The following is an 18,470-nucleotide window of genomic DNA, read 5'->3' as shown; positions in this document are numbered from 1 at the left end:
TTCTAGCAATTTAAATTATAAGGGATACCTACTTTTTTTAAACTAAAAGTGTGCAATATCTGGGGCTCTTAAACATACAACAAAAATTAATTATATTGACTTTTAAATATTTTATAATAGAATAAAATAAATTAATAAAAAGGTATAATATTTATGGATATACTAGAAACTATTAAATCTGTTACAGCACATGATAAATATCAAACTGAATTAGTAAAAGATTTACAAAATAGAATAGAAGAATTAAATTTAATAATAGGAAATTTAGATAATTTAAATAATGAATTAGAAAATGAAAATAAAAAATTAAAGAATCTTATGAAATTTTCTATATGTAAATATCCACCATATATGCTTTCTGATATGATAAAAGAAAATATGAATATAAATATCAGTTCATCTAAAATTGTAAGAATAGCTGAAGAAAATAAATTATTTGAATATGAATTTTTAGCTTTAAGAATACCAAGAAAAAGAAATACAAATGATAAATTTGCTTCAACAGTTATATTTTCAATTTTAGGAGCAACAAAAATATTAGATATAATAAAAAAGTCATTACATTTATTCAATAAATATAATGTAAATATAGAAAATGATTTAGATATATCATTGAAACAATTAAAAGAAGGAAAAATAACAAAATATTCCATAAAAGATTTAAGAGCTATGGAAAATGAATATTAATATTATTTTTACAAAAAAAGCTGAAGAACATATTTTATTCTTTAAAAAAACAGATAAGAAAATACTTAAAAAAATAAATGACTTAATAGAAAATATATTATAAACACCATATGAAGGAATAGGAAAACCTGAAGAATTAAAACATAAATATAAAAACTGCTATTCAAGAAGAATAAATAAGAAACATAGATTAATATACAAAATAGACAATGATGATATAATAATATTATCATGCAAAGGTCATTATGATGATAAATAAAAAATAATTTTTATAAAATATACCAAACAGGTTTTGAATCAATTTTCGTATTAAAAAACATATCCTTAATATCAGCCTCTTTATTTATATTCCAAGCATTCAAATCCTGATTAAAGCTGCAAGCATTTTTAAACATACAAGTCATAGATTTTACATTAGATACATTCCATTTATTCAAAGGCTGATTAAAATTCTCTGCTCCGCAAAACATATAAGCCATATCAATAACTTTAGAAACATCCCAATCATTTATATTTATATTGAAATTTTTTATATTATGAAACATAGATTTCATATTAATAACATTGCAAGTATCCCATTTCTCTATGCCAGAAAAATCTATCCTCACATTATAACTCTCATATTCACTATAAGAGCCTTCAAAACATGCAAAATTAGGCTTATCAAAAAGCATAGACATATCGGTTATTAATGAAGTATCTATATCTCCTAAATAAATATTATTGTTTTCTATTAAACTTCTTAATTCTATTTTATTCTTTGGCGTATACACAATTAAAATCCTAATATTTAATAAAAAAGTTTTTCTTTTTTTAAATCTGTTATCATCAAAACAAGCCAATAATATATGAATCTATTTTCAACTGTTTTATTTTCACTATTAGTAAATGATATATTAATTTTTACAATATCTCCATTATTAACATATTCTTGAAACTCTATTTTAATAATAAATTGATCTTTTTTAAAATCTTCAAAATAAAATATACTCTCTGAAAATTTATAAATAACATTCATAGAATATCTGCTTGCAAATGCTTTCAAACTTGAATAAACTATTTCTATGTTTTTCAGCTTTTCTATTACTTTGTTAAAATCTGAAGTATCTATATTAATAATCGGAAACTGATTTATAGGCTGAAATATCTCATAATCATTTAAATGCATTTTCCATTTTGCAATATCTTCTTTAGTTAAGTCAAATACACTAGATAAATTAATATAACAATTTTCATCCATAACAACATTATTATCATCATAGTCAGTATAACTGCCGTCGCCTAAATATCTAAAAGAAGTTTTTAAATTCATATTTTCATCATATAAATTCCAAATTAAACTATATGCATATTTATTCATTATAGGATTATCAATAAAAATTTCTTTCCAAAATTTATAATTATATTTCTTACCGCTTATTAAAATTTTTATTAAATTATAATTCTGACTTTTCAATATATTAGTAATCTCTTTTCTAATATGCTTTATTTCTTCTTTTATATTTTCAGGAAAGTATTTAGGTATTGATTTTAATTCTTTTTTATTGTTAATATCAAACAATTCTACTGCATTATTATTTTTAAGAGAGATTTTATATTTATTATCATTTACTTCTATAATTTTCTCTCCTCTTTTATCTAATCCAAAATCATATACTACTTTAAAACCTAATTCATATAACTCTAAATTCATTTTTTCAGCAATAAAATTTAATAAACTAATAGCCTCTTTTTTAATAGAAGCCTTTTTATTCCTAGCAAAAACATTATATAATAAACTTAAAGCGAATTTACTGTCTGTATGCAATGCTAAAATCTTCATAAATAATAATGAACTATTTTCTCTATTGTACATTTCAATTAACATATTATCATCAGCATATACACCGCAAACTAAAACAGAAACATCTTTTTGAGAATTAATATATATTTCTCTTATACAATTTTTAAAACTTTCTCTATCAAGAAAATTAATTATATTATCAAGTGTTTGTATTTTATAAATATATTTTTTTAAATTAAAATACTCTAAATAAATATACTTTATTATTTTTATGCCTATAATTTTTGATTTATCTTTAGTTAAAACTTTTATTTCTTTTTCTTTTATTATATCATCAATAAAATTTAATTTTTGATTATTCTTTTTATCATAATTTATAGAATTCTCTATATCTTCTATACTGATAAAATTTAATACTTCATTATTATTCGTTTTTAATTCTGATAATTCTCTATAAAATTCATTTTCAAGCATTATTCTAAAATCAGTATATATTTTATTATTATAATTAATAATACTTTTATATGCTTCTTTTACATTATTTTTTATTATTTCAAACTGTTCAATCTTTGATGATTTATTCTTTGCTGTTACATATTCAGCAATTATAAATTGTATAGGAATTTTATTATTCTTTTTTAATGGAGTTTCTTCAAATGCAAAAGCTAAATCTGATACATTATCCAAATTCCAATTTGATAAATCCTGATTAAACATTATAGCATTATAAAACATACTATACATATTTTCTAATTTTGCAGTATTCCATTTATTTAAAGGCTTATTAAAACTTCCTGCTCCATTAAACATAGAAAGCATATATTTTACATTTGAAATATCCCAATCATTTAAAGATTTATTAAAATTATAAGCACCAGCAAACATAACTGTCATATTTTCAACATTAGAAACATTCCATTTATCTAAAGGCTGATTAAAATTATAACAATTAAAAAACATCTCTTTCATATTTCTAACATTAGATACATTCCAGCTGTTAATATTCTGATTAAATTCCTTACAAGCTAAAAACATTCCCCCCATATCATTTACTTTTGAAATATCCCATTTGTCTAAAGGCTGATTAAACTTTTCACATAAACAAAACATATTACTCATATCTGTAACATTAGATACATTCCAGCTGTTAATATTCTGATTAAATTCCTTACAACCTAAAAACATTCCCCCCATATCATTTACTTTTGAAATATCCCATTTGTCTAAAGGCTGATTAAATTTACTGCAGCCTGAAAACATTCTTTTCATATTTTCAACTTTAGAAACATTCCAATTATTGACACATTGATTAAAAGTATTATTATGAAATATATTAAACATAGATTCCATATTAATAACATTCTCTGTATTCCAATTTTCTATACCTGAATAATCTTTTATCTTAGTTTTTGAAAATAAATACGACATATCAGTTATTAATGAGGTATCAATATCGCCTAAATATATATTATTATCTTCTACTAATTTTTTTAATTCTTCTTTATCTTTGGGTTTATATTTACACATAGTTTAAATATTAAAAGTTTTATTGATTCTGATTATCTGAATTATTAGAAATATTTTCAGAATTTTCATTATTGCTATTATTTTGATTATTTTTTTCTGAAGAATTGTTTTCAGTATTTCCATTATTTTCAGCTATAGCCTCTTCATTATTAGGAGCTTCTTTTGAATTATTATTACTTTCTTCTGCTGACTCTTCATAATCTTCTTCTGCTTTAGGCATAAACTTTTCATCTCTTTTAAATACATAAATCTCTCTAAACTTCATCTCTTGTTTAAGAAGAATTTCTTTCTCTTTAACAAGTTCAAGCATGGCCAAAAAGAATGTAACAAGCTGTCTTTTAGTAACTCCGTCTTTAAATAAAGTAATAAAAGGAAAGAAGGCTGTTTCAGATAATTTGATTCTTATCATATCAATGGCATTATCTATATGGAAATTAGACATTCCCGAAAGAACCGCCAAATCTGTTTCCGGAACAAACTGCACCTTTGTGAATGCATAAACTAAATCATAAAGCGTAATATCCTTCCAAGCTACTTCATTATCATCTGTATTTACAGTTTTGAAGAATTTTACCCTTTCAGTATCCTTTCTTTCAAATATAGTGTCTGATGTATCCTGAAGTTTATCAAGCTCTTCAGAAACCATTTTATATCTTTGGAATTCAAGCATCTGCTCAACTATTTCAAATTTAAGCTTATCTGTAAATTTATCATCGTCCATATCATGAGGAAGAAGCATTTTAGATTTATAAAGGTGGAACTCTGAAGCAACAACCAAAAAGTCCCCAGTAGAATCCAAATTTAAAGCAGCCTGAGCCTTCAAATATTCTACAAACTGGTCTATAATTTCAAGTATAGACACTTCATATATACTTTTCTCACTTCTTTTAAGCATATCAAAAAGTATAGACAATGGTCCTTCATAATCTATACTGGATAATGAAACTGTAAACTCTTTATAATCCGGCTTACTGTTTTCTGTTTCTTCTTTGGCTGAAGCGTCTGTATTTATAGTATTATTATTTTCTTGCTGTGTTTCGTTTATATTCTCTTCCATAATGGGATATAATATATTATAAAAATATAAAAATTCAAGTATATAATTTTCCATTAATAATATTGACAATAAATTAAATTCTAATATTATTTACATAATAAAATATTTATAAGGGGTAATATAATGAAAAAAATAAATATAGGTTTTATAGGTGCAGGAAAAATAGCAGAAAAAATGGCACAAACTATTTCAAAAATTAAAGAAGCACAATCTTATGCAGTAAGTGCAAGATATATAAAAAGAAGTAAGGCTTTCGCTAAAAAATACGGATTCAAAAAATTTTACGGCTCTTATGAAGAAATGCTGAAAGATGAAAATGTTGATTTGGTATATATAGCCACTCCTCATTCACATCATTATGAGCATATAAAATTATGTTTGGAAAATAATAAGCATGTTATATGCGAAAAGGCTTTTACTGTTAATGTTAAACAAGCTAGAGAAGTTTTAATACTTGCCAAAAAGAAAAAACTTTTACTTGCTGAAGCTATTTGGACTAGATATATGCCTAGCAGACAAATAATCAATGATACTATAAAAAGCGGAATAATAGGAAAAGTTACATCATTAACTGCTAATTTAGGTTATGTTATAAATAAAGTACCTAGATTGATAGAGCCGGAACTTGCTGGAGGAGCTTTACTTGATGTTGGTGTTTATACTATAAATTTCGCTTTAATGGTATTCGGTAATAAAATAAAAAAAATAGATTCTTCATGTGTAAAAACTAGCAAAGGTGTAGACGAACAGAACTCTATTACATTAACTTTTGAAGATGGTAAAATGGCTATATTAAACTCTACAATGTCAGCATTAACTAACAGAGAAGGCGTTATAAATGGCGACAAAGGTTATATGGTTGTAAAAAATATAAATAATCCTGAAAGCATAACAGTTTATTCACTGGACAGAAAAGTTGTAAAAACAATAAAAGTACCTAAACAAATAAGCGGTTATGAATATCAAATAATTTCATGTATCAATGCTATTAATAACGGTAAATTAGAATGCGAAGAAATGCCTCATGAAGATATTTTGAGAGTAATGAATATAATGGATACTTTGAGAAGAAGCTGGAAAATAAAATATCCTTTTGAAAAATAATTTTATTTAGTATATACCTAAACAACTACATCTTGTCAATTTTGAATTATTTATGAATGTAATTTTTATTTATTAATAGCATAAAATATTATTAAGTTTTCTTGAAAATATAATATAAAAACTATATTTTGACTAAAAATGCAGTTGTTTTGGTTCTTTTATACCAATAAAAGAACTGGGGGTGTGGGGGCTAGTCCCCACAAATAACCTAAATTTACAATTGTATTTTTGACAAACTATAAAATTTTTGGTATATATACTGAAATTTTTTAAGTTTGTCAATTTTTTTATTGTTCTTTTTCCCGCCGCAAAAAGAACCAAAAAGTGCAAGGATAGAATTAATACTAAATAATACTAAAATTGTCTTATATGTAAGATAATTTGTTACATTAAAGCCCAAATATAGCCTTTTTGATTATCGCCTGCCGAAGGCACGCACAGCGAGTCAAAAAACATAATTTTATTTTTGACAAAATATAGTTGTTCAAGTATATATAAAAAAGCCGCTAATATTTATATATTAACGGCTTTTTATTTAGACATATTTTTTAATTAATATCATAAACATATACGCTTTCTGCTATATCTTCATCATCTATCTTCAAAGTATTTTTTGTACCGGAATCTTTAAATCTGTTTTTCTCATAAAACTTTTTAGCTTCTTCATTTTTCTCAAAAACGCAAAGACATATATTAGTATATCCAGACTCTTTCATATATTTTACAGCCTGTTCTAATAATAACTTACCTATTCCGGAACCCTGATATATAGGATGAACATATAATGATATTATCTCACCGTATCCTTCCATATTGCATCTGCTTTTTCCATGAGATATAACAGCTATAGGCTTTCCGTCAATATATGCTAAATGTGCCTCTCTTGTTTTATTATTAATACCGTCCTCAAACTCCTCGCACCAATCATCTAAATATATTCTTTTAAGGTATGAGTCAGGTATAATATTTTTATAAGCATCTTTCCAGCATATAGCATGAAGTTTGCTTATATCAAAAACATCTTCCAATCCTGCTTTTTTTATAGTTATATCCATTTAATTATACCTCTGCATTTTAACAATAATCATTACTATTAAATAAATTATATATCTATAATAAGTTATTTTCAATTATTTATTTTTATTTTTGATAAAAAATTATAAAGTGCTAAGATTTCTTAAAGCATTACTTATCAAATCTTCTGTTGTCATATGATCTTTATTTTCTATTGCAGACAAAGCCTTAACAGCTTCATTATTTGAAAAACCTAATGATATCAAAGCTTTTATAACATCGCTTTCATTATCATTACTAATAACAGATGGTGAAATATTAATATCTATCTTTTCTATCTTGTCCCTTAACTCAAATAAAAGTTTTTCGGCCTTTTTTACTCCCATACCAGATACTTTTTTAAGCAAATTTATATCCTTATTAAAAAGTATATGCATCAAATCATTTATGGAATAAGTAGAAAGAACTTCCATAGCTAATTTAGGTCCTACTCCTGAAGCAGACATCAGAGTAGTAAACATATTTTTTTCTTCTCTAGTTAAAAAACCATAAAGTATCATAGCATCTTCTCTGTGTATAAGTTTGGTATAGAGCCTTATATTATCATCATTTTTCACATCCAATTTTTTTGATACTATAATCTCATAGCCGACACCATTACAAAGAAGAGCAATGACACCTTCTGATATTATTTGAACTTTACCTTCTATAAAAGCAAACATTATAAACTAGGCTCGTATTCTAATTCTTTTATAGTGTCAAGCATTTTATCAGTGCTTACTTTAGAATCATCATATTCTACTTCAGCACAAGCATTTTCTAAACTTACATTAACTTTGCTTACACCGTCTAAAGCACTTAATTCTTCAGTAACTGCTTTAACACAATTTTGACAGCCCATACCTTTTATTTTTATAGTAACATTTTTCATTTTATATCTCCTTTGTTATAATTATCTAACAATTATATACTATACAAGGGTATTTTTCAATTATTTTTTTCTATTTTTTCAATATTTTTAGATTCTTCTTTTTTATACAAATTAAATACAACAGTCATTTCAGTACCAACATTCTCTTCACTTTTAATATGTATGTCAGCATTGTAGTAATTACATATATTTTTTACTATTGTAAGTCCTAAACCTGTACCATGAACTTTCAAATATTTATTGTTTTTAACTCTGAAAAATCTTTCAAAAACCCTATTCAAATACTGAGGAGCTATTCCGCAGCCTGTATCTTTCACAGAAAATATAGCTTTATCAGCATTCTTTTTCAAATATATCTTTACTTTACCGTCATCATCAGTATATTTTATAGCATTATCAACCAAATTATTAACAACTTCAGTAATTTTTTCTTTATTAGCCATTATAACAGCAGATTCTATATCTAATTGCACATCAATATCTCTCTGCTCGGCTTTTATTCTATTGCTTTCAAATACATCAAGGACAATATCTTTAATATCTATTTCCTCATCGACGGTTTCTTTCCAATTAGCCTCTATTCTGCTCAATGTAAGCATATCAATAACAAGGTCTTTCATTCTCAAAGCCTCATTATTAATCCTCTTTATAAAATCTGCCTGATTCTTTCCGCCTCCTGTAGCAATAAGAAGCTCGGAATATCCTATTATAGAAGTAAGAGGAGTTTTTAATTCATGAGAAGCATTTATAAAGAAATCCTGTTTTTCTATCTCAACCTTTCTTATATCTGTAACATCTTCAAATTTTATTAATGCCGATATATTCTCATTATTTCTTATAGGAACAATACTTATTTCTATATCCATAGTATGTTCTTTAACATCAAATTTTGAAAATCTGCTGAACTCTATGGCATTATCTATTTTTTCTATAACATCATCATCTTTTATGATTTCATTAAGTTTTCTTATATTACTGTCAGAAATTTCAAGCAAATCCAAAGCGTATTGATTAATGAAAAATATTTCTTTATTTTTATTAACAGCAATAATACCCTGTGCTATATTCTCAAGTACATAATTGAGCTTTTCTCTTTCAGTTTGATATCCTGTGATATTTTCATTCAAACTCACAGCCAATTCATTGATATCATAAAGGATAGTATTAATATCATTATATCCCGTTAAATTTTTAGGCGTGGGCGATTTATTATTATATATATTATCCAAAGTTTCTTTTATCATATAGAAAGGAATCATAATATTACGGCTCATCAAAGGAAGAACCAAAGCCATAATTACGATAACTATTCCTATAACCATAACGGATGTAAATAAGAAACTTATCAAATATTTATTAACTGACTCTATAGGAATTGATACCCTAAGTATATAATCTCTATCATCATCAGCCTTAATTTTTTTGGATACATACATATAAGGAGTTTTCTGACTAATAGAGGTATTTATAGAAAAAGCCGGCTTATTTTCTATACTATGCAATGCCGCTATAACATCGCTTCTATTGGTATGATTTCCCATAGGATTTTTAGAAGTATCTGTCATAGTATCAGCTATTACAATACCATTTGTAGATATTATGCTGATTCTTAATTCTTCTTTATCTGACTGAAGTACAAATTTTCTAAAAGCATCTTCTGTCTGAACATCATATAAATCAATCTCTTTTTCAAGCATATCAATGATATTTACTATCATAACCTGACTGTATACAATATTATTGTACTGCACAGTAAACAGTATTCCTATAAACATTAAAGCACTTGACAATATCAAAATGAGTAATGATTTATAAAATATGTTCTTAATCATCTTTTATTAAAATTATTGTACATCTGTTAATTTATATCCCATACCTCTAACGGTTATAATGTTTTCTTTAGTTAAATCAAGTTTTTGTCTTATTGATTTTATATGCATATCAATAGTTCTTGTTTCCATAGTATGGTCAACACCCCATACCTCTTCAAGCATAGTTTCTCTATCAACTACATTATTAGCATTTTCCATTAAGAGCTTAAGCAAATCGAATTCTTTTTGAGTTAAAACAACCTGCCTTTCTCCTACGAATACATTTCTCTTTTTAACAATAAGTTTTATTTCTCCAAAAGTAAGCTCTTCTGCATCCAATCTTACATCTTTCTTTCTTAAATTTGCTTTGATTCTTGCAAGAAGCTCTAGTACAGAAAAAGGTTTAGGCATATAATCATCTGCACCTAAATTAAGCCCTGTAACAATGTTTATCTCACTAGTTTTAGCTGTAAGCATTATTACTTTAATAGGAAGATGAGCATAGTCTGTTCTAATGATTTTTAATATTTCTGTACCTTCTATGTCTGGAAGCATTATATCAAGTAATACCAAATTAGGAGTTTGTTTCTTTAATGCTTCAAGCATATCATTACCATTTGAGAAACATTCTATGGTATATCCTGCCTCTTCAACGGTATATTTGATGAGATCTCTAATATTATCATCATCTTCTACTGAGTAAATAAGTTCTTTATTCATAAAATACTACCAAAATTAAAATTATTTTATTGTAAAATTAAATACTTTTTATATCATAAATATAATAAAAAAATGCATTTTGTCAAAATATTTTATTCAGACTAAAATAACTAATTTATTATTTAATATAATAACTTCTATATTTTACATTATGTAAAAAAATAGACATTTAAATATTGACTTATAATATTTTTATATTAAAATCATTTATATGAAACAAGAAATAACACCTATATTAGAAAATTATTTAGAAACTATCTACAATCTTGAAGTAGAGAAAAATTTTAAGGAAGCTATTAGAATCACAGATATAGCAGATTTGGTAGGACGCTCTAAGGCCAGTGTTAATACAGCAATTAAAACATTGTCAAAATTAGGACATATAAAACATGAACATTACGGCGATATAGAGCTTACTGAAAGCGGAAGAGCTATTGGAAAAGATATTGCTGAAAGACATGCTATATTCTATTATTTCCTTACAAAAGTATTAAATGTGGATGAAAAAATAGCTGATGAAGAAGCATGCTTAATAGAACATGCTATGAGCAAAGACACCGTACATAAATTCAAAGAGTTTCTTTGCGGATACTGCAAAAAAGAAAATATTTTTAATAAAGATAATTAAATCAGCAGTTAATAATCACTATCTTATAATATAATTTAAAATAAATTTATATTCCGCATAAAAATAATGTTATAAAAAATAAAGACTAAATTGATAAAAATATCTAATTTAGTCTTTTTTATTTACTATTTTTAATTATAGTATTTCATCTTTTATCATATCATCAAAAGTCTGTCTTTTTCTTATGATATAATGTTTATTATCATCAATCATAACCTGAAGTAGAAGAAGTCTTGAATTATAATTGCTTGACATACTAGATCCATAAGCTCCGGCATCGAGTAAAGCCACATAATCACCCTGCTCTAATACACTGCATTCTCTGTTATAGGCAAAAAAGTCTGAACTCTCGCATATAGGGCCTACAAAGTCATAATTAGAAACATTATCTTTTTTAACTAAAGGATATATTTCATTATATGCATCATACATAGCCACTCTAATATAATCATTCATACCGCCGTTTAATATAACATATTTTCTTCCAAGCTCTTCTTTGATATATTCAACTTTCATTATTAAAGCACCAGATTCTGCCACAAAATATCTTCCGGGCTCTGTAGTAACTCTTAAATTCATTTCTTTTAATAGATTAATACTTTCAGCTTTGAATTTATCGAAATCAAATCCTGAATGATCTCTGTTATATCTTACTCCATATCCCCCACCTATATCTATATCAGTAATATTAAATCCAATACTCTTAATTTCAGCAATAAAATCTCTCATTACTAAAATAGCTTTATAGAAAGGCTCGGCATCTGTCATTTGAGAGCCTATATGCATTGATAATGATTCTATTTCTATATTTGATAATGATTTTAATAAATCAGAATTATCTTTTATAGTTCTTATACTTATACCAAATTTATTTCCAGTAATGCCTGTAGTAATTTTTTCATGAGTATGAGCATCAACATTAGGATTAACTCTTATTGAACATTTTACTTTCTTTTTAAGTTCTTTAGCTATATTATTTATTCTTACAGCCTCTGGAATAGATTCTATATTGAAACGCTTTATATTAAGCTCTATTGATTTTCTTATCTCTTCCTCTGTTTTAGCAACGCCAGAAAATACTATGTTTTCAGCCTTTCCACCTGCTTTTATATATTTTAAAGTTTCTCCTATAGATACAACATCAGCACCTATACCCTCTTCAGCCATCATTTTCAATATAGATAAATTATTTTCTGCTTTAACAGCATAAACTATTAATGCATTATTTAAAGGTGAAAATACTTCTTTCAAAAATCTTATTTTAGTTAAAATATCATTCTTTGAATAAATATAAAAAGGCGTGCCATAAACTTCAGCAATCTCTCTAATATCAATATTTTCGCACATCAATATATTATTTTTATAAGCAATCATTATTAATTTTCTCCTAATTATTATTATTTAATTTTTAATTTAATATTTCTGTTATACTTACAGATGTTATTCCTTCATCTATTAAAAGAGGTAAATTATATTCCAAAATTTTTAATGTTTCTTCGCTTTGATAATGCCCTATTCCAACCGCTACTCCATATTCTTTTGACAATTTTATTAACTCTCTCCATTGCTTCATTATAGAAGAATAATCTCTTTCATTATCTAAAAATACGGATCTTCTAGCAGTTCTCACCCCATATTCCAAAGCCATATTATATATTAAACTGTCAGAAACCGTATAAGAATCAACAAAATATTTATCATTACTCTTAGCATAATCAAGCATATAAGAAACTATACTCTCATCACTGCTCGCAACAGAGCCTGTATGATTATTCATTCCTTTAGCATAAGGTACCCTTGAAAACGAATAATCTAATAATCTAAACACTTCATCTTCATTCATTCCCTTTCTTATTAGAGTCTGCTCTCCAAAATAATCACTGCCTTCCATAGGTATATGCAAAATAACATTAACATTATTGCTATATGCTGCATAAGAAAAATCTATACTATGATAAGAATCTGGAAGCACGGCAAAAGTGATATTGTATTCATTAGCTAAAGAAAAATATCTTTCAGTATTATCTAAAGTATTACCGCTGTCATCTATTATAATGCTTATACAGTTACTATGTTCATTTATTTTATTCAAAATAGGTTCTGCAGTATTAGGTGTATTTATATCAGCTAAATGAAACATATCGTCTGAAGGCTTTTCTTCTATATTTTTTTGAATAATTGTATTATCATTTGATTGTTTAGAAATATTATATGCATATTCAAAACTAATATTATAATTATCTTTAACCTTCATAAAAGTAAAGGCAAATATAGAAAGTACAATAACCGATAGTACAAATACAAATATATTTTTCATAAAACATTAATGTAAAAAATAATGCATTAATGATATCTTAAATAGTAATAAAAGTCAATTACTTATGAACCATATAGTCAACACTTACAACAGCATGTTCATTGCATTTAGGACATTTAGGAGATAGTTTTTTAAAAATTTTATCTATAAAAGATTCTTTTTTTTTATCTGAATCGATTTTTAATATTACATTTCCATTTTCATCTTTTTCCGTATCTTCAAAATCAAGAGATACAAAAGAAAGTTCTGAAGGAGCATTCAATTTTTTATCAGTAGTGAAAAAATATCCGCAGTTTCTGCATTTATAATGAAAAGGAGCTTTATCTGGAAACATAGTTAATTCCTTTGTTTTAAATATCTAATACCAATAATTTATCCTGTTCTGTATCAAAATGATCTGCCATATAAATAGCATAACTATCTTTTTTTATAACACTTCCAGGCCTTACTCTATTATGTCCTACAACTTGATTATATCCTGTCCATGCATCTTCTGATAAATCTCCTACATCAGCCCATAATATACCGGCAAATTTACTTCCGCCTCCCCTTCTATAAGAAGCTATATTGCAGTCATCTTTATCATTATTATAAACAATATTCACAACATCATAAATATTATCAATATTAATATCTTTTATATCATATTTCTGCTTTATATATTCAATCCAGCCATTTGTAATACCTGCATGAGTGAATATATAATTATTTTCTATGTATATGCTATTAAAAATATCAGTATTATCATTAAATATTTCATGCATTTCTTTGGCATAACTTTTTCTGTATCTGCTTGCTGTAGGATATCCAACTATATACTGAAAATCATGATTGCCTATAAGAAGAACTACTTTATCATTATGATTTTTTTTGAACTCTATTACATCTTTTAAATTATTAACTATCTCTTCATCAGTAAAAGTAACCCAACTGTCATCACTGTAGTCACCCATAAAAATTATCTTGCCAAAATTATCAAATCTTCCTTCAATAAGTTTTTTCCAACAGCTTTTTCCATGTAAATCACCTATAACAGCAATCTTCATTAAAGTCTCCTTATCATTAAATTTATATGCTGATAATCGATAGCAGAATCTTCAGAGTCATTTTCAAGAACTTTATTTATATAAATAGCTTCGAATTTTTCCTGCAAATATTCTTTAAACTCTCTTATAGCATCAAAATACTCTTCATTATTATGAGAAGTATTAATCTTGTTTTTATATTCAAAATTTTCTTTTATTTTATAGGCAATATTATCAATAATATTTTCTTCTATCTCATAAATTTTACCAATATTCTGAACTATATTTATTGTTCTATAAAGATCCATATTCAAATTGGAAGCATTAGAAATCATATATATATTTACAGAATAATCAGAAGACTTCCTCTTATCATCCAATATAAACTCTAAAGTCTTAATAGATTCATCTAGAAAAGTTTTATTAGTTTCTATATTGTATTCAAGACTTAAAGGTGATATGCCTATTATTTTTTTAATGAATAATGAATCAAATTGATTATAAAAATATTTTTTTACATTACTAAAGAAAGTATATATATAAAAATATTTAATATCTTTAACTTTTACAGCCTCTATCAACTCGGATAAGAAAACATTTAAATCATTATCATTTATATTTATCTCATAATGAGAAGATAGTTTTCTTATAATATCAGCTATATCATTATTAATGACATCAAAAATTTCTTTTTTATCATCATTTTTTATGTATACAATGTTATTATTTAAATTCAAAGAAGGTAAATGAAGTGAATCTCTTTTTTCTTTCAATATTTTTATTTTATTTTCTATATCCTCTTTTACTATATCTTTTTTATCATCTGGAGTAAGAAATAGTATTTCTTCTTCTATAAATTTATTACCCTCTGACTCTTTTTCCTTTTCTAGCTCCTCTATCTTTTCTAAAGTGTAAAATTCTTTTTTTTCCAATATTTCTTCTATTCTTTTTAAATTATTTTCTCTATCAGCTCCATAAACATATAATGTAAATCTATATCCGTATTTTATATCAAGTCCCATCATCTTTATAAAAGATTTAGCATTAACTCTCTTACCATTCTTATTTTCTATTTCTATTTTATCCTCAATAGTTCTAAAAAAATCTACAATGGAATTAACTGTTTTATTATCAGTTACAATAGAATTTCTGCATTCAAACTCTTTAGATATAAAATCATTATTCTCCATATAGTATCCTGTGCAATTTTATTTTCTTCTATAAATATAATTATATACAAATATACAAACAAATCAATAACTTATGTATAAAAACATATTCACAACTATATAGCATAACTATATATACCTATATAGGATATATAAAATATCTATGTAAAAAGAGAAGAATTTAATTAATTATAGACAACATAAATAAAATAACTTTAAACAATTTTATTTTTTAATATTTTTAAAATTAAAAATTCCATTAAAAATGCTTTATTTATTTTAAAAATATATATAAGTATTTTTATGCTACAAATAACACATAAAAACCCTTGAAATTCTAAATAATATTGTTTATAATAATAGAAAATAAAAAATACAGAGTAAAAACAGAAAAAATATGATTGATTTTAATTTAAAAGATATTAGAGAAAAAATTTTGAAACTAACACAAAGCCAATTTGCTAAGATGTTAGGCGTGCGTCAGGATTATATTTCAAGACTAGAAAGAAATGCCAATAATATAACCCTTGACCTATTGGATAAGCTTGCAGAAAATACTGGACTTACTATTGATGAACTTACAAAGTATAAAAAGAATTCTTTTGAAAGTGAAAATCCATATCTTTATGAGAATCTTATTAATGTACAAGTCATCATAGATAAAATTAATGAAGAAATAAGTACAGTAGACAAAAAGAATAATGAGAAAATATCTGAACTGACAGCTGATATTTATAATAAAATCAGCGACACTTTTGATATTGTAGTATATGGAAGATACAGCTCAGGAAAAACTTCATTTATTAATGCAATATTTGATAAAAATATTGATACTAATCCTTATTCTGAAGAAACAAACAATGATGAATATTATTTGAATGATGATTCTAAATTATTTAGAATCATTGAGTATAAGGAAAATCTTCTTGATACTAGAAAATACAATAATCAAAACATGTTTATTTATTTATGTGATATAAACGCATTTTCTCAGGAAGACATTACAAATATAAATGCTTTAGCTAATTTTATAGATGATTTCAGTAATATATCTGTAATATTCTCAAAAGCTAATATATTTGATGAAAATGAATTAGATAGTGTTATTGATAAAAAATTTGAAACATTAAAAAACTTTATAGAATCTTCTAATAATATAAAGAAAATAGATTATTCTTCATTAAGAAAAAGATTCTTCCCATTTTCAATAAATAACACTAATCTAGTTAAGCAGATTAAAGATGATTTCGCTGAAAATATAAAATATGCTTACTATAACAGAATATTAACAAATATTAATTTCATTACAGAAATAATAAACAATAAAAATGACTTCCAAGATAATGATAAATTAGAAGTTAATTTAAATAAAATAAAGATATCAGTTAAAGAAGCATTTAATGAGATATATAGAAACACTCTCAATATAGACAGCATAATTGAATCTATTGATAATAATAATGTATACAGAAAAAAAGATGATATAAAAGTATTATGCAATAGTATAAATGTAAATCTTGATACACAATTATACAATATGCTTGCTGTTACAAAAGAAGATTTTGATACTAAAGAACCTAATAAAATAAAAACAAATTTAATAAATCTTTCTATAGGTATCTTGCCTTCATTTAATTTATTAAAAAACAGCACAATGAAAATAATAAATATTGTAGGGGTATCTTTATCATTCCTTCCTAGTGTAGTATTTATATTATCAGGATTTATGTCTTTCTCTGGAAATTGGAAAAAGACACTTTCCAAAAAAGTTATTAAAGCTTATGAGGAAGAAAATGTGGTATCTAAATATAATAAAACAATAGACGAATATTTTAATAATTATTTGACAAACCTAAAAGAAATAGATGCCAAAACTAAAGAAACTCTAAAATATCAAGAAGATGCTAAAATGTACAAAAATATAAAATCTATATTGAGTAATTTTGCTTCTTATATAGAAACAGAAAAGAATAAAAAGTAAATAAAAATAATATGCAATAAAAAAGAGCAGGTACTTATTTTAAGCCTGCTCTTTTTATTTATAGTTTAAATATTTAATTAGCTATTAGTATTTTCATTACTGTAAACTGTCCAACTGCTGTCAGGAAGCTGATAATAAGAATTATCTATAAGCTTCTGAACATTTCTTCTATATAAAGCACTTTCAACTTCTTTTATATTAGCCATACTAAGCTTAGGATCTGATAATATTAGATATTCTGCTATAGTTCTTCTGTCTGTATTTTCTTTTTCCATTATTTCTTTTATATATTTTATTCTCTCTTCACTGTATGTTGTTTTTGGTTTTGAAACATCAAAGGCTATATATGATAAATATCCGCCGTTATTTTCACCTATATAATAATTTGTTTTATACAAGTTTATTTCATCTTGATTAAACATGCTTCTTATAAGAGCCTCTTTATAACCTTGAGCCAATTCATCAGAAACATTTGTACTTACCATAATAAGATTCAAATCTTCTTCACTTGAAAGAGTAGATATTTGATATGCACTCTCATCTATTTGTCTGTATCTTCCCAAAACCTGTGCTTCTATTAAAGTTTTTCCTCCAAGAACTCTCATCTCAGGTTCCTGTACTAATATAAGCTTTGAACAGCTTGGAATAAAAATCATAATCAGTAAAATAAATATCATATTATACAATTTCATAAAACAAATATCTCCTATTATTTT

18 protein-coding genes and 1 pseudogene are annotated in these 18,470 nt (G+C 25.1%); 5 read left to right on the top strand and 14 right to left on the bottom strand.

Going from position 1 to position 18,470, the window contains the following annotated elements:
• Positions 1 to 153: 153 nt before the first annotated feature.
• Complete coding sequence (locus tag Q0K19_RS09925; protein WP_297247627.1) at positions 154 to 687, top strand: hypothetical protein; 534 nt, start codon at positions 154 to 156, stop codon at positions 685 to 687.
• Between the two features lie 115 nt (positions 688 to 802).
• Positions 803 to 946 (top strand): annotated as a pseudogene (locus tag Q0K19_RS15425) (Txe/YoeB family addiction module toxin); the annotation flags it as partial.
• Between the two features lie 10 nt (positions 947 to 956).
• On the opposite strand, the gene Q0K19_RS09915 reads toward Q0K19_RS15425, so the two are convergent.
• Genes Q0K19_RS09915 through Q0K19_RS09905 form a run of 3 tightly spaced genes read right to left on the bottom strand, consistent with a single transcriptional unit; the run spans position 957 to position 5,054 of the window.
• Positions 957 to 1,460: a BspA family leucine-rich repeat surface protein gene (locus Q0K19_RS09915; RefSeq protein WP_297247626.1), complete on the bottom strand. Its 504-nt coding sequence runs from the start codon at positions 1,458 to 1,460 to the stop codon at positions 957 to 959.
• 17 nt (positions 1,461 to 1,477) lie between these two features.
• Positions 1,478 to 3,997 (bottom strand): BspA family leucine-rich repeat surface protein, encoded by a 2,520-nt coding sequence (locus tag Q0K19_RS09910; RefSeq protein WP_297247625.1) that lies wholly within the window; start codon positions 3,995 to 3,997, stop codon positions 1,478 to 1,480.
• A 19-nt stretch (positions 3,998 to 4,016) separates the two neighbouring features.
• Positions 4,017 to 5,054: a segregation/condensation protein A gene (locus tag Q0K19_RS09905; RefSeq protein WP_297247624.1), complete on the bottom strand. Its 1,038-nt coding sequence runs from the start codon at positions 5,052 to 5,054 to the stop codon at positions 4,017 to 4,019.
• Positions 5,055 to 5,177: 123 nt separating this feature from the next.
• On the opposite strand from Q0K19_RS09905, the gene Q0K19_RS09900 reads away from it, so the two are divergent.
• A complete protein-coding gene (locus Q0K19_RS09900) occupies positions 5,178 to 6,158 on the top strand; it encodes a Gfo/Idh/MocA family oxidoreductase (RefSeq protein ID WP_297247623.1) in 981 nt (326 codons plus the stop codon).
• Positions 6,159 to 6,706: 548 nt separating this feature from the next.
• On the opposite strand, the gene Q0K19_RS09895 is transcribed toward Q0K19_RS09900, so the two are convergent.
• The 5 genes from Q0K19_RS09895 to Q0K19_RS09875 all read right to left on the bottom strand — a co-directional run bounded on the left by Q0K19_RS09895 (position 6,707) and on the right by Q0K19_RS09875 (position 10,634).
• Positions 6,707 to 7,213, bottom strand: a complete 507-nt coding sequence (locus Q0K19_RS09895) for a GNAT family N-acetyltransferase (protein ID WP_297247622.1) — start codon at positions 7,211 to 7,213, stop codon at positions 6,707 to 6,709.
• A gap of 102 nt (positions 7,214 to 7,315) precedes the next feature.
• Positions 7,316 to 7,894, bottom strand: a complete 579-nt coding sequence (ruvA, locus tag Q0K19_RS09890; RefSeq protein ID WP_297247621.1) for a Holliday junction branch migration protein RuvA — start codon at positions 7,892 to 7,894, stop codon at positions 7,316 to 7,318.
• Positions 7,894 to 8,103 carry a heavy-metal-associated domain-containing protein gene (locus Q0K19_RS09885; RefSeq protein ID WP_297247620.1) on the bottom strand — a complete coding sequence of 70 codons (210 nt, stop codon included), beginning with the start codon at positions 8,101 to 8,103 and terminating at the stop codon, positions 7,894 to 7,896. The genes ruvA and Q0K19_RS09885 overlap by 1 nt, the downstream gene beginning before the upstream one ends.
• 56 nt (positions 8,104 to 8,159) lie before the next feature.
• Positions 8,160 to 9,935: a HAMP domain-containing sensor histidine kinase gene (locus Q0K19_RS09880; RefSeq protein WP_297247619.1), complete on the bottom strand. Its 1,776-nt coding sequence runs from the start codon at positions 9,933 to 9,935 to the stop codon at positions 8,160 to 8,162.
• A 12-nt stretch (positions 9,936 to 9,947) separates the two neighbouring features.
• Complete coding sequence (locus Q0K19_RS09875; protein WP_014487387.1) at positions 9,948 to 10,634, bottom strand: response regulator transcription factor; 687 nt, start codon at positions 10,632 to 10,634, stop codon at positions 9,948 to 9,950.
• Positions 10,635 to 10,845: 211 nt separating this feature from the next.
• Between Q0K19_RS09875 and Q0K19_RS09870 the strand changes: the two genes are divergently transcribed.
• Complete coding sequence (locus tag Q0K19_RS09870) at positions 10,846 to 11,262, top strand: metal-dependent transcriptional regulator (RefSeq protein WP_014487386.1); 417 nt, start codon at positions 10,846 to 10,848, stop codon at positions 11,260 to 11,262.
• 135 nt (positions 11,263 to 11,397) lie between these two features.
• Here the strand turns inward: Q0K19_RS09870 and lysA are convergent, their stop codons facing one another.
• Genes lysA through Q0K19_RS09845 form a run of 5 tightly spaced genes read right to left on the bottom strand, consistent with a single transcriptional unit; the run spans position 11,398 to position 15,794 of the window.
• Positions 11,398 to 12,636, bottom strand: a complete 1,239-nt coding sequence (gene lysA / locus Q0K19_RS09865) for a diaminopimelate decarboxylase (protein ID WP_297247618.1) — start codon at positions 12,634 to 12,636, stop codon at positions 11,398 to 11,400.
• Positions 12,637 to 12,670: 34 nt separating this feature from the next.
• A complete protein-coding gene (locus tag Q0K19_RS09860) occupies positions 12,671 to 13,579 on the bottom strand; it encodes a divergent polysaccharide deacetylase family protein (RefSeq protein WP_297247617.1) in 909 nt (302 codons plus the stop codon).
• 58 nt (positions 13,580 to 13,637) lie between these two features.
• Positions 13,638 to 13,913, bottom strand: coding sequence for a hypothetical protein (locus Q0K19_RS09855; RefSeq protein WP_297247616.1), 276 nt, complete (start codon positions 13,911 to 13,913; stop codon positions 13,638 to 13,640).
• Positions 13,914 to 13,929: 16 nt separating this feature from the next.
• On the bottom strand, positions 13,930 to 14,625 hold the full coding sequence (locus Q0K19_RS09850) for a metallophosphoesterase (RefSeq protein WP_297247615.1): 696 nt from the start codon (positions 14,623 to 14,625) through the stop codon (positions 13,930 to 13,932).
• A complete protein-coding gene (locus Q0K19_RS09845; RefSeq protein WP_297247614.1) occupies positions 14,625 to 15,794 on the bottom strand; it encodes an HPr family phosphocarrier protein in 1,170 nt (389 codons plus the stop codon). Before Q0K19_RS09845 ends, Q0K19_RS09850 begins: the two co-directional genes overlap by 1 nt.
• Before the next feature lie 376 nt (positions 15,795 to 16,170).
• Here Q0K19_RS09845 and Q0K19_RS09840 point away from each other — a divergent pair, with 376 nt between their 5' ends.
• Positions 16,171 to 17,754, top strand: a complete 1,584-nt coding sequence (locus tag Q0K19_RS09840; RefSeq protein WP_297247613.1) for a helix-turn-helix domain-containing protein — start codon at positions 16,171 to 16,173, stop codon at positions 17,752 to 17,754.
• A gap of 77 nt (positions 17,755 to 17,831) precedes the next feature.
• Here the strand turns inward: Q0K19_RS09840 and Q0K19_RS09835 are convergent, their stop codons facing one another.
• Complete coding sequence (locus Q0K19_RS09835; protein ID WP_297247612.1) at positions 17,832 to 18,446, bottom strand: DUF1318 domain-containing protein; 615 nt, start codon at positions 18,444 to 18,446, stop codon at positions 17,832 to 17,834.
• Positions 18,447 to 18,470 lie beyond the last annotated feature (24 nt).

It is taken from the genome of uncultured Brachyspira sp., from assembly GCF_944393015.1.
Lineage (GTDB): Bacteria > Spirochaetota > Brachyspiria > Brachyspirales > Brachyspiraceae > Brachyspira.
Note: the sequence above shows the minus strand (reverse complement) of the source record. Positions and strands in the feature narration are given on the sequence as shown.

What these genes read in the sequence shown, in the direction of transcription:
- Q0K19_RS09860 (WP_297247617.1), bottom strand. Translation starts at nt 13,579, where the DNA reads ATGAAAAATATATTTGTATTTGTACTATCGGTTATTGTACTTTCTATA.
- ruvA (WP_297247621.1), bottom strand. Translation starts at nt 7,894, where the DNA reads ATGTTTGCTTTTATAGAAGGTAAAGTTCAAATAATATCAGAAGGTGTC.
- Q0K19_RS09850 (WP_297247615.1), bottom strand. Translation starts at nt 14,625, where the DNA reads ATGAAGATTGCTGTTATAGGTGATTTACATGGAAAAAGCTGTTGGAAA.
- Q0K19_RS09845 (WP_297247614.1), bottom strand. Translation starts at nt 15,794, where the DNA reads ATGGAGAATAATGATTTTATATCTAAAGAGTTTGAATGCAGAAATTCT.
- Q0K19_RS09840 (WP_297247613.1), top strand. Translation starts at nt 16,171, where the DNA reads ATGATTGATTTTAATTTAAAAGATATTAGAGAAAAAATTTTGAAACTA.
- Q0K19_RS09870 (WP_014487386.1), top strand. Translation starts at nt 10,846, where the DNA reads ATGAAACAAGAAATAACACCTATATTAGAAAATTATTTAGAAACTATC.
- Q0K19_RS09875 (WP_014487387.1), bottom strand. Translation starts at nt 10,634, where the DNA reads ATGAATAAAGAACTTATTTACTCAGTAGAAGATGATGATAATATTAGA.
- Q0K19_RS09925 (WP_297247627.1), top strand. Translation starts at nt 154, where the DNA reads ATGGATATACTAGAAACTATTAAATCTGTTACAGCACATGATAAATAT.
- Q0K19_RS09880 (WP_297247619.1), bottom strand. Translation starts at nt 9,935, where the DNA reads ATGATTAAGAACATATTTTATAAATCATTACTCATTTTGATATTGTCA.
- lysA (WP_297247618.1), bottom strand. Translation starts at nt 12,636, where the DNA reads ATGATTGCTTATAAAAATAATATATTGATGTGCGAAAATATTGATATT.
- Q0K19_RS09905 (WP_297247624.1), bottom strand. Translation starts at nt 5,054, where the DNA reads ATGGAAGAGAATATAAACGAAACACAGCAAGAAAATAATAATACTATA.
- Q0K19_RS09895 (WP_297247622.1), bottom strand. Translation starts at nt 7,213, where the DNA reads ATGGATATAACTATAAAAAAAGCAGGATTGGAAGATGTTTTTGATATA.
- Q0K19_RS09885 (WP_297247620.1), bottom strand. Translation starts at nt 8,103, where the DNA reads ATGAAAAATGTTACTATAAAAATAAAAGGTATGGGCTGTCAAAATTGT.
- Q0K19_RS09900 (WP_297247623.1), top strand. Translation starts at nt 5,178, where the DNA reads ATGAAAAAAATAAATATAGGTTTTATAGGTGCAGGAAAAATAGCAGAA.
- Q0K19_RS09855 (WP_297247616.1), bottom strand. Translation starts at nt 13,913, where the DNA reads ATGTTTCCAGATAAAGCTCCTTTTCATTATAAATGCAGAAACTGCGGA.
- Q0K19_RS09835 (WP_297247612.1), bottom strand. Translation starts at nt 18,446, where the DNA reads ATGAAATTGTATAATATGATATTTATTTTACTGATTATGATTTTTATT.
- Q0K19_RS09910 (WP_297247625.1), bottom strand. Translation starts at nt 3,997, where the DNA reads ATGTGTAAATATAAACCCAAAGATAAAGAAGAATTAAAAAAATTAGTA.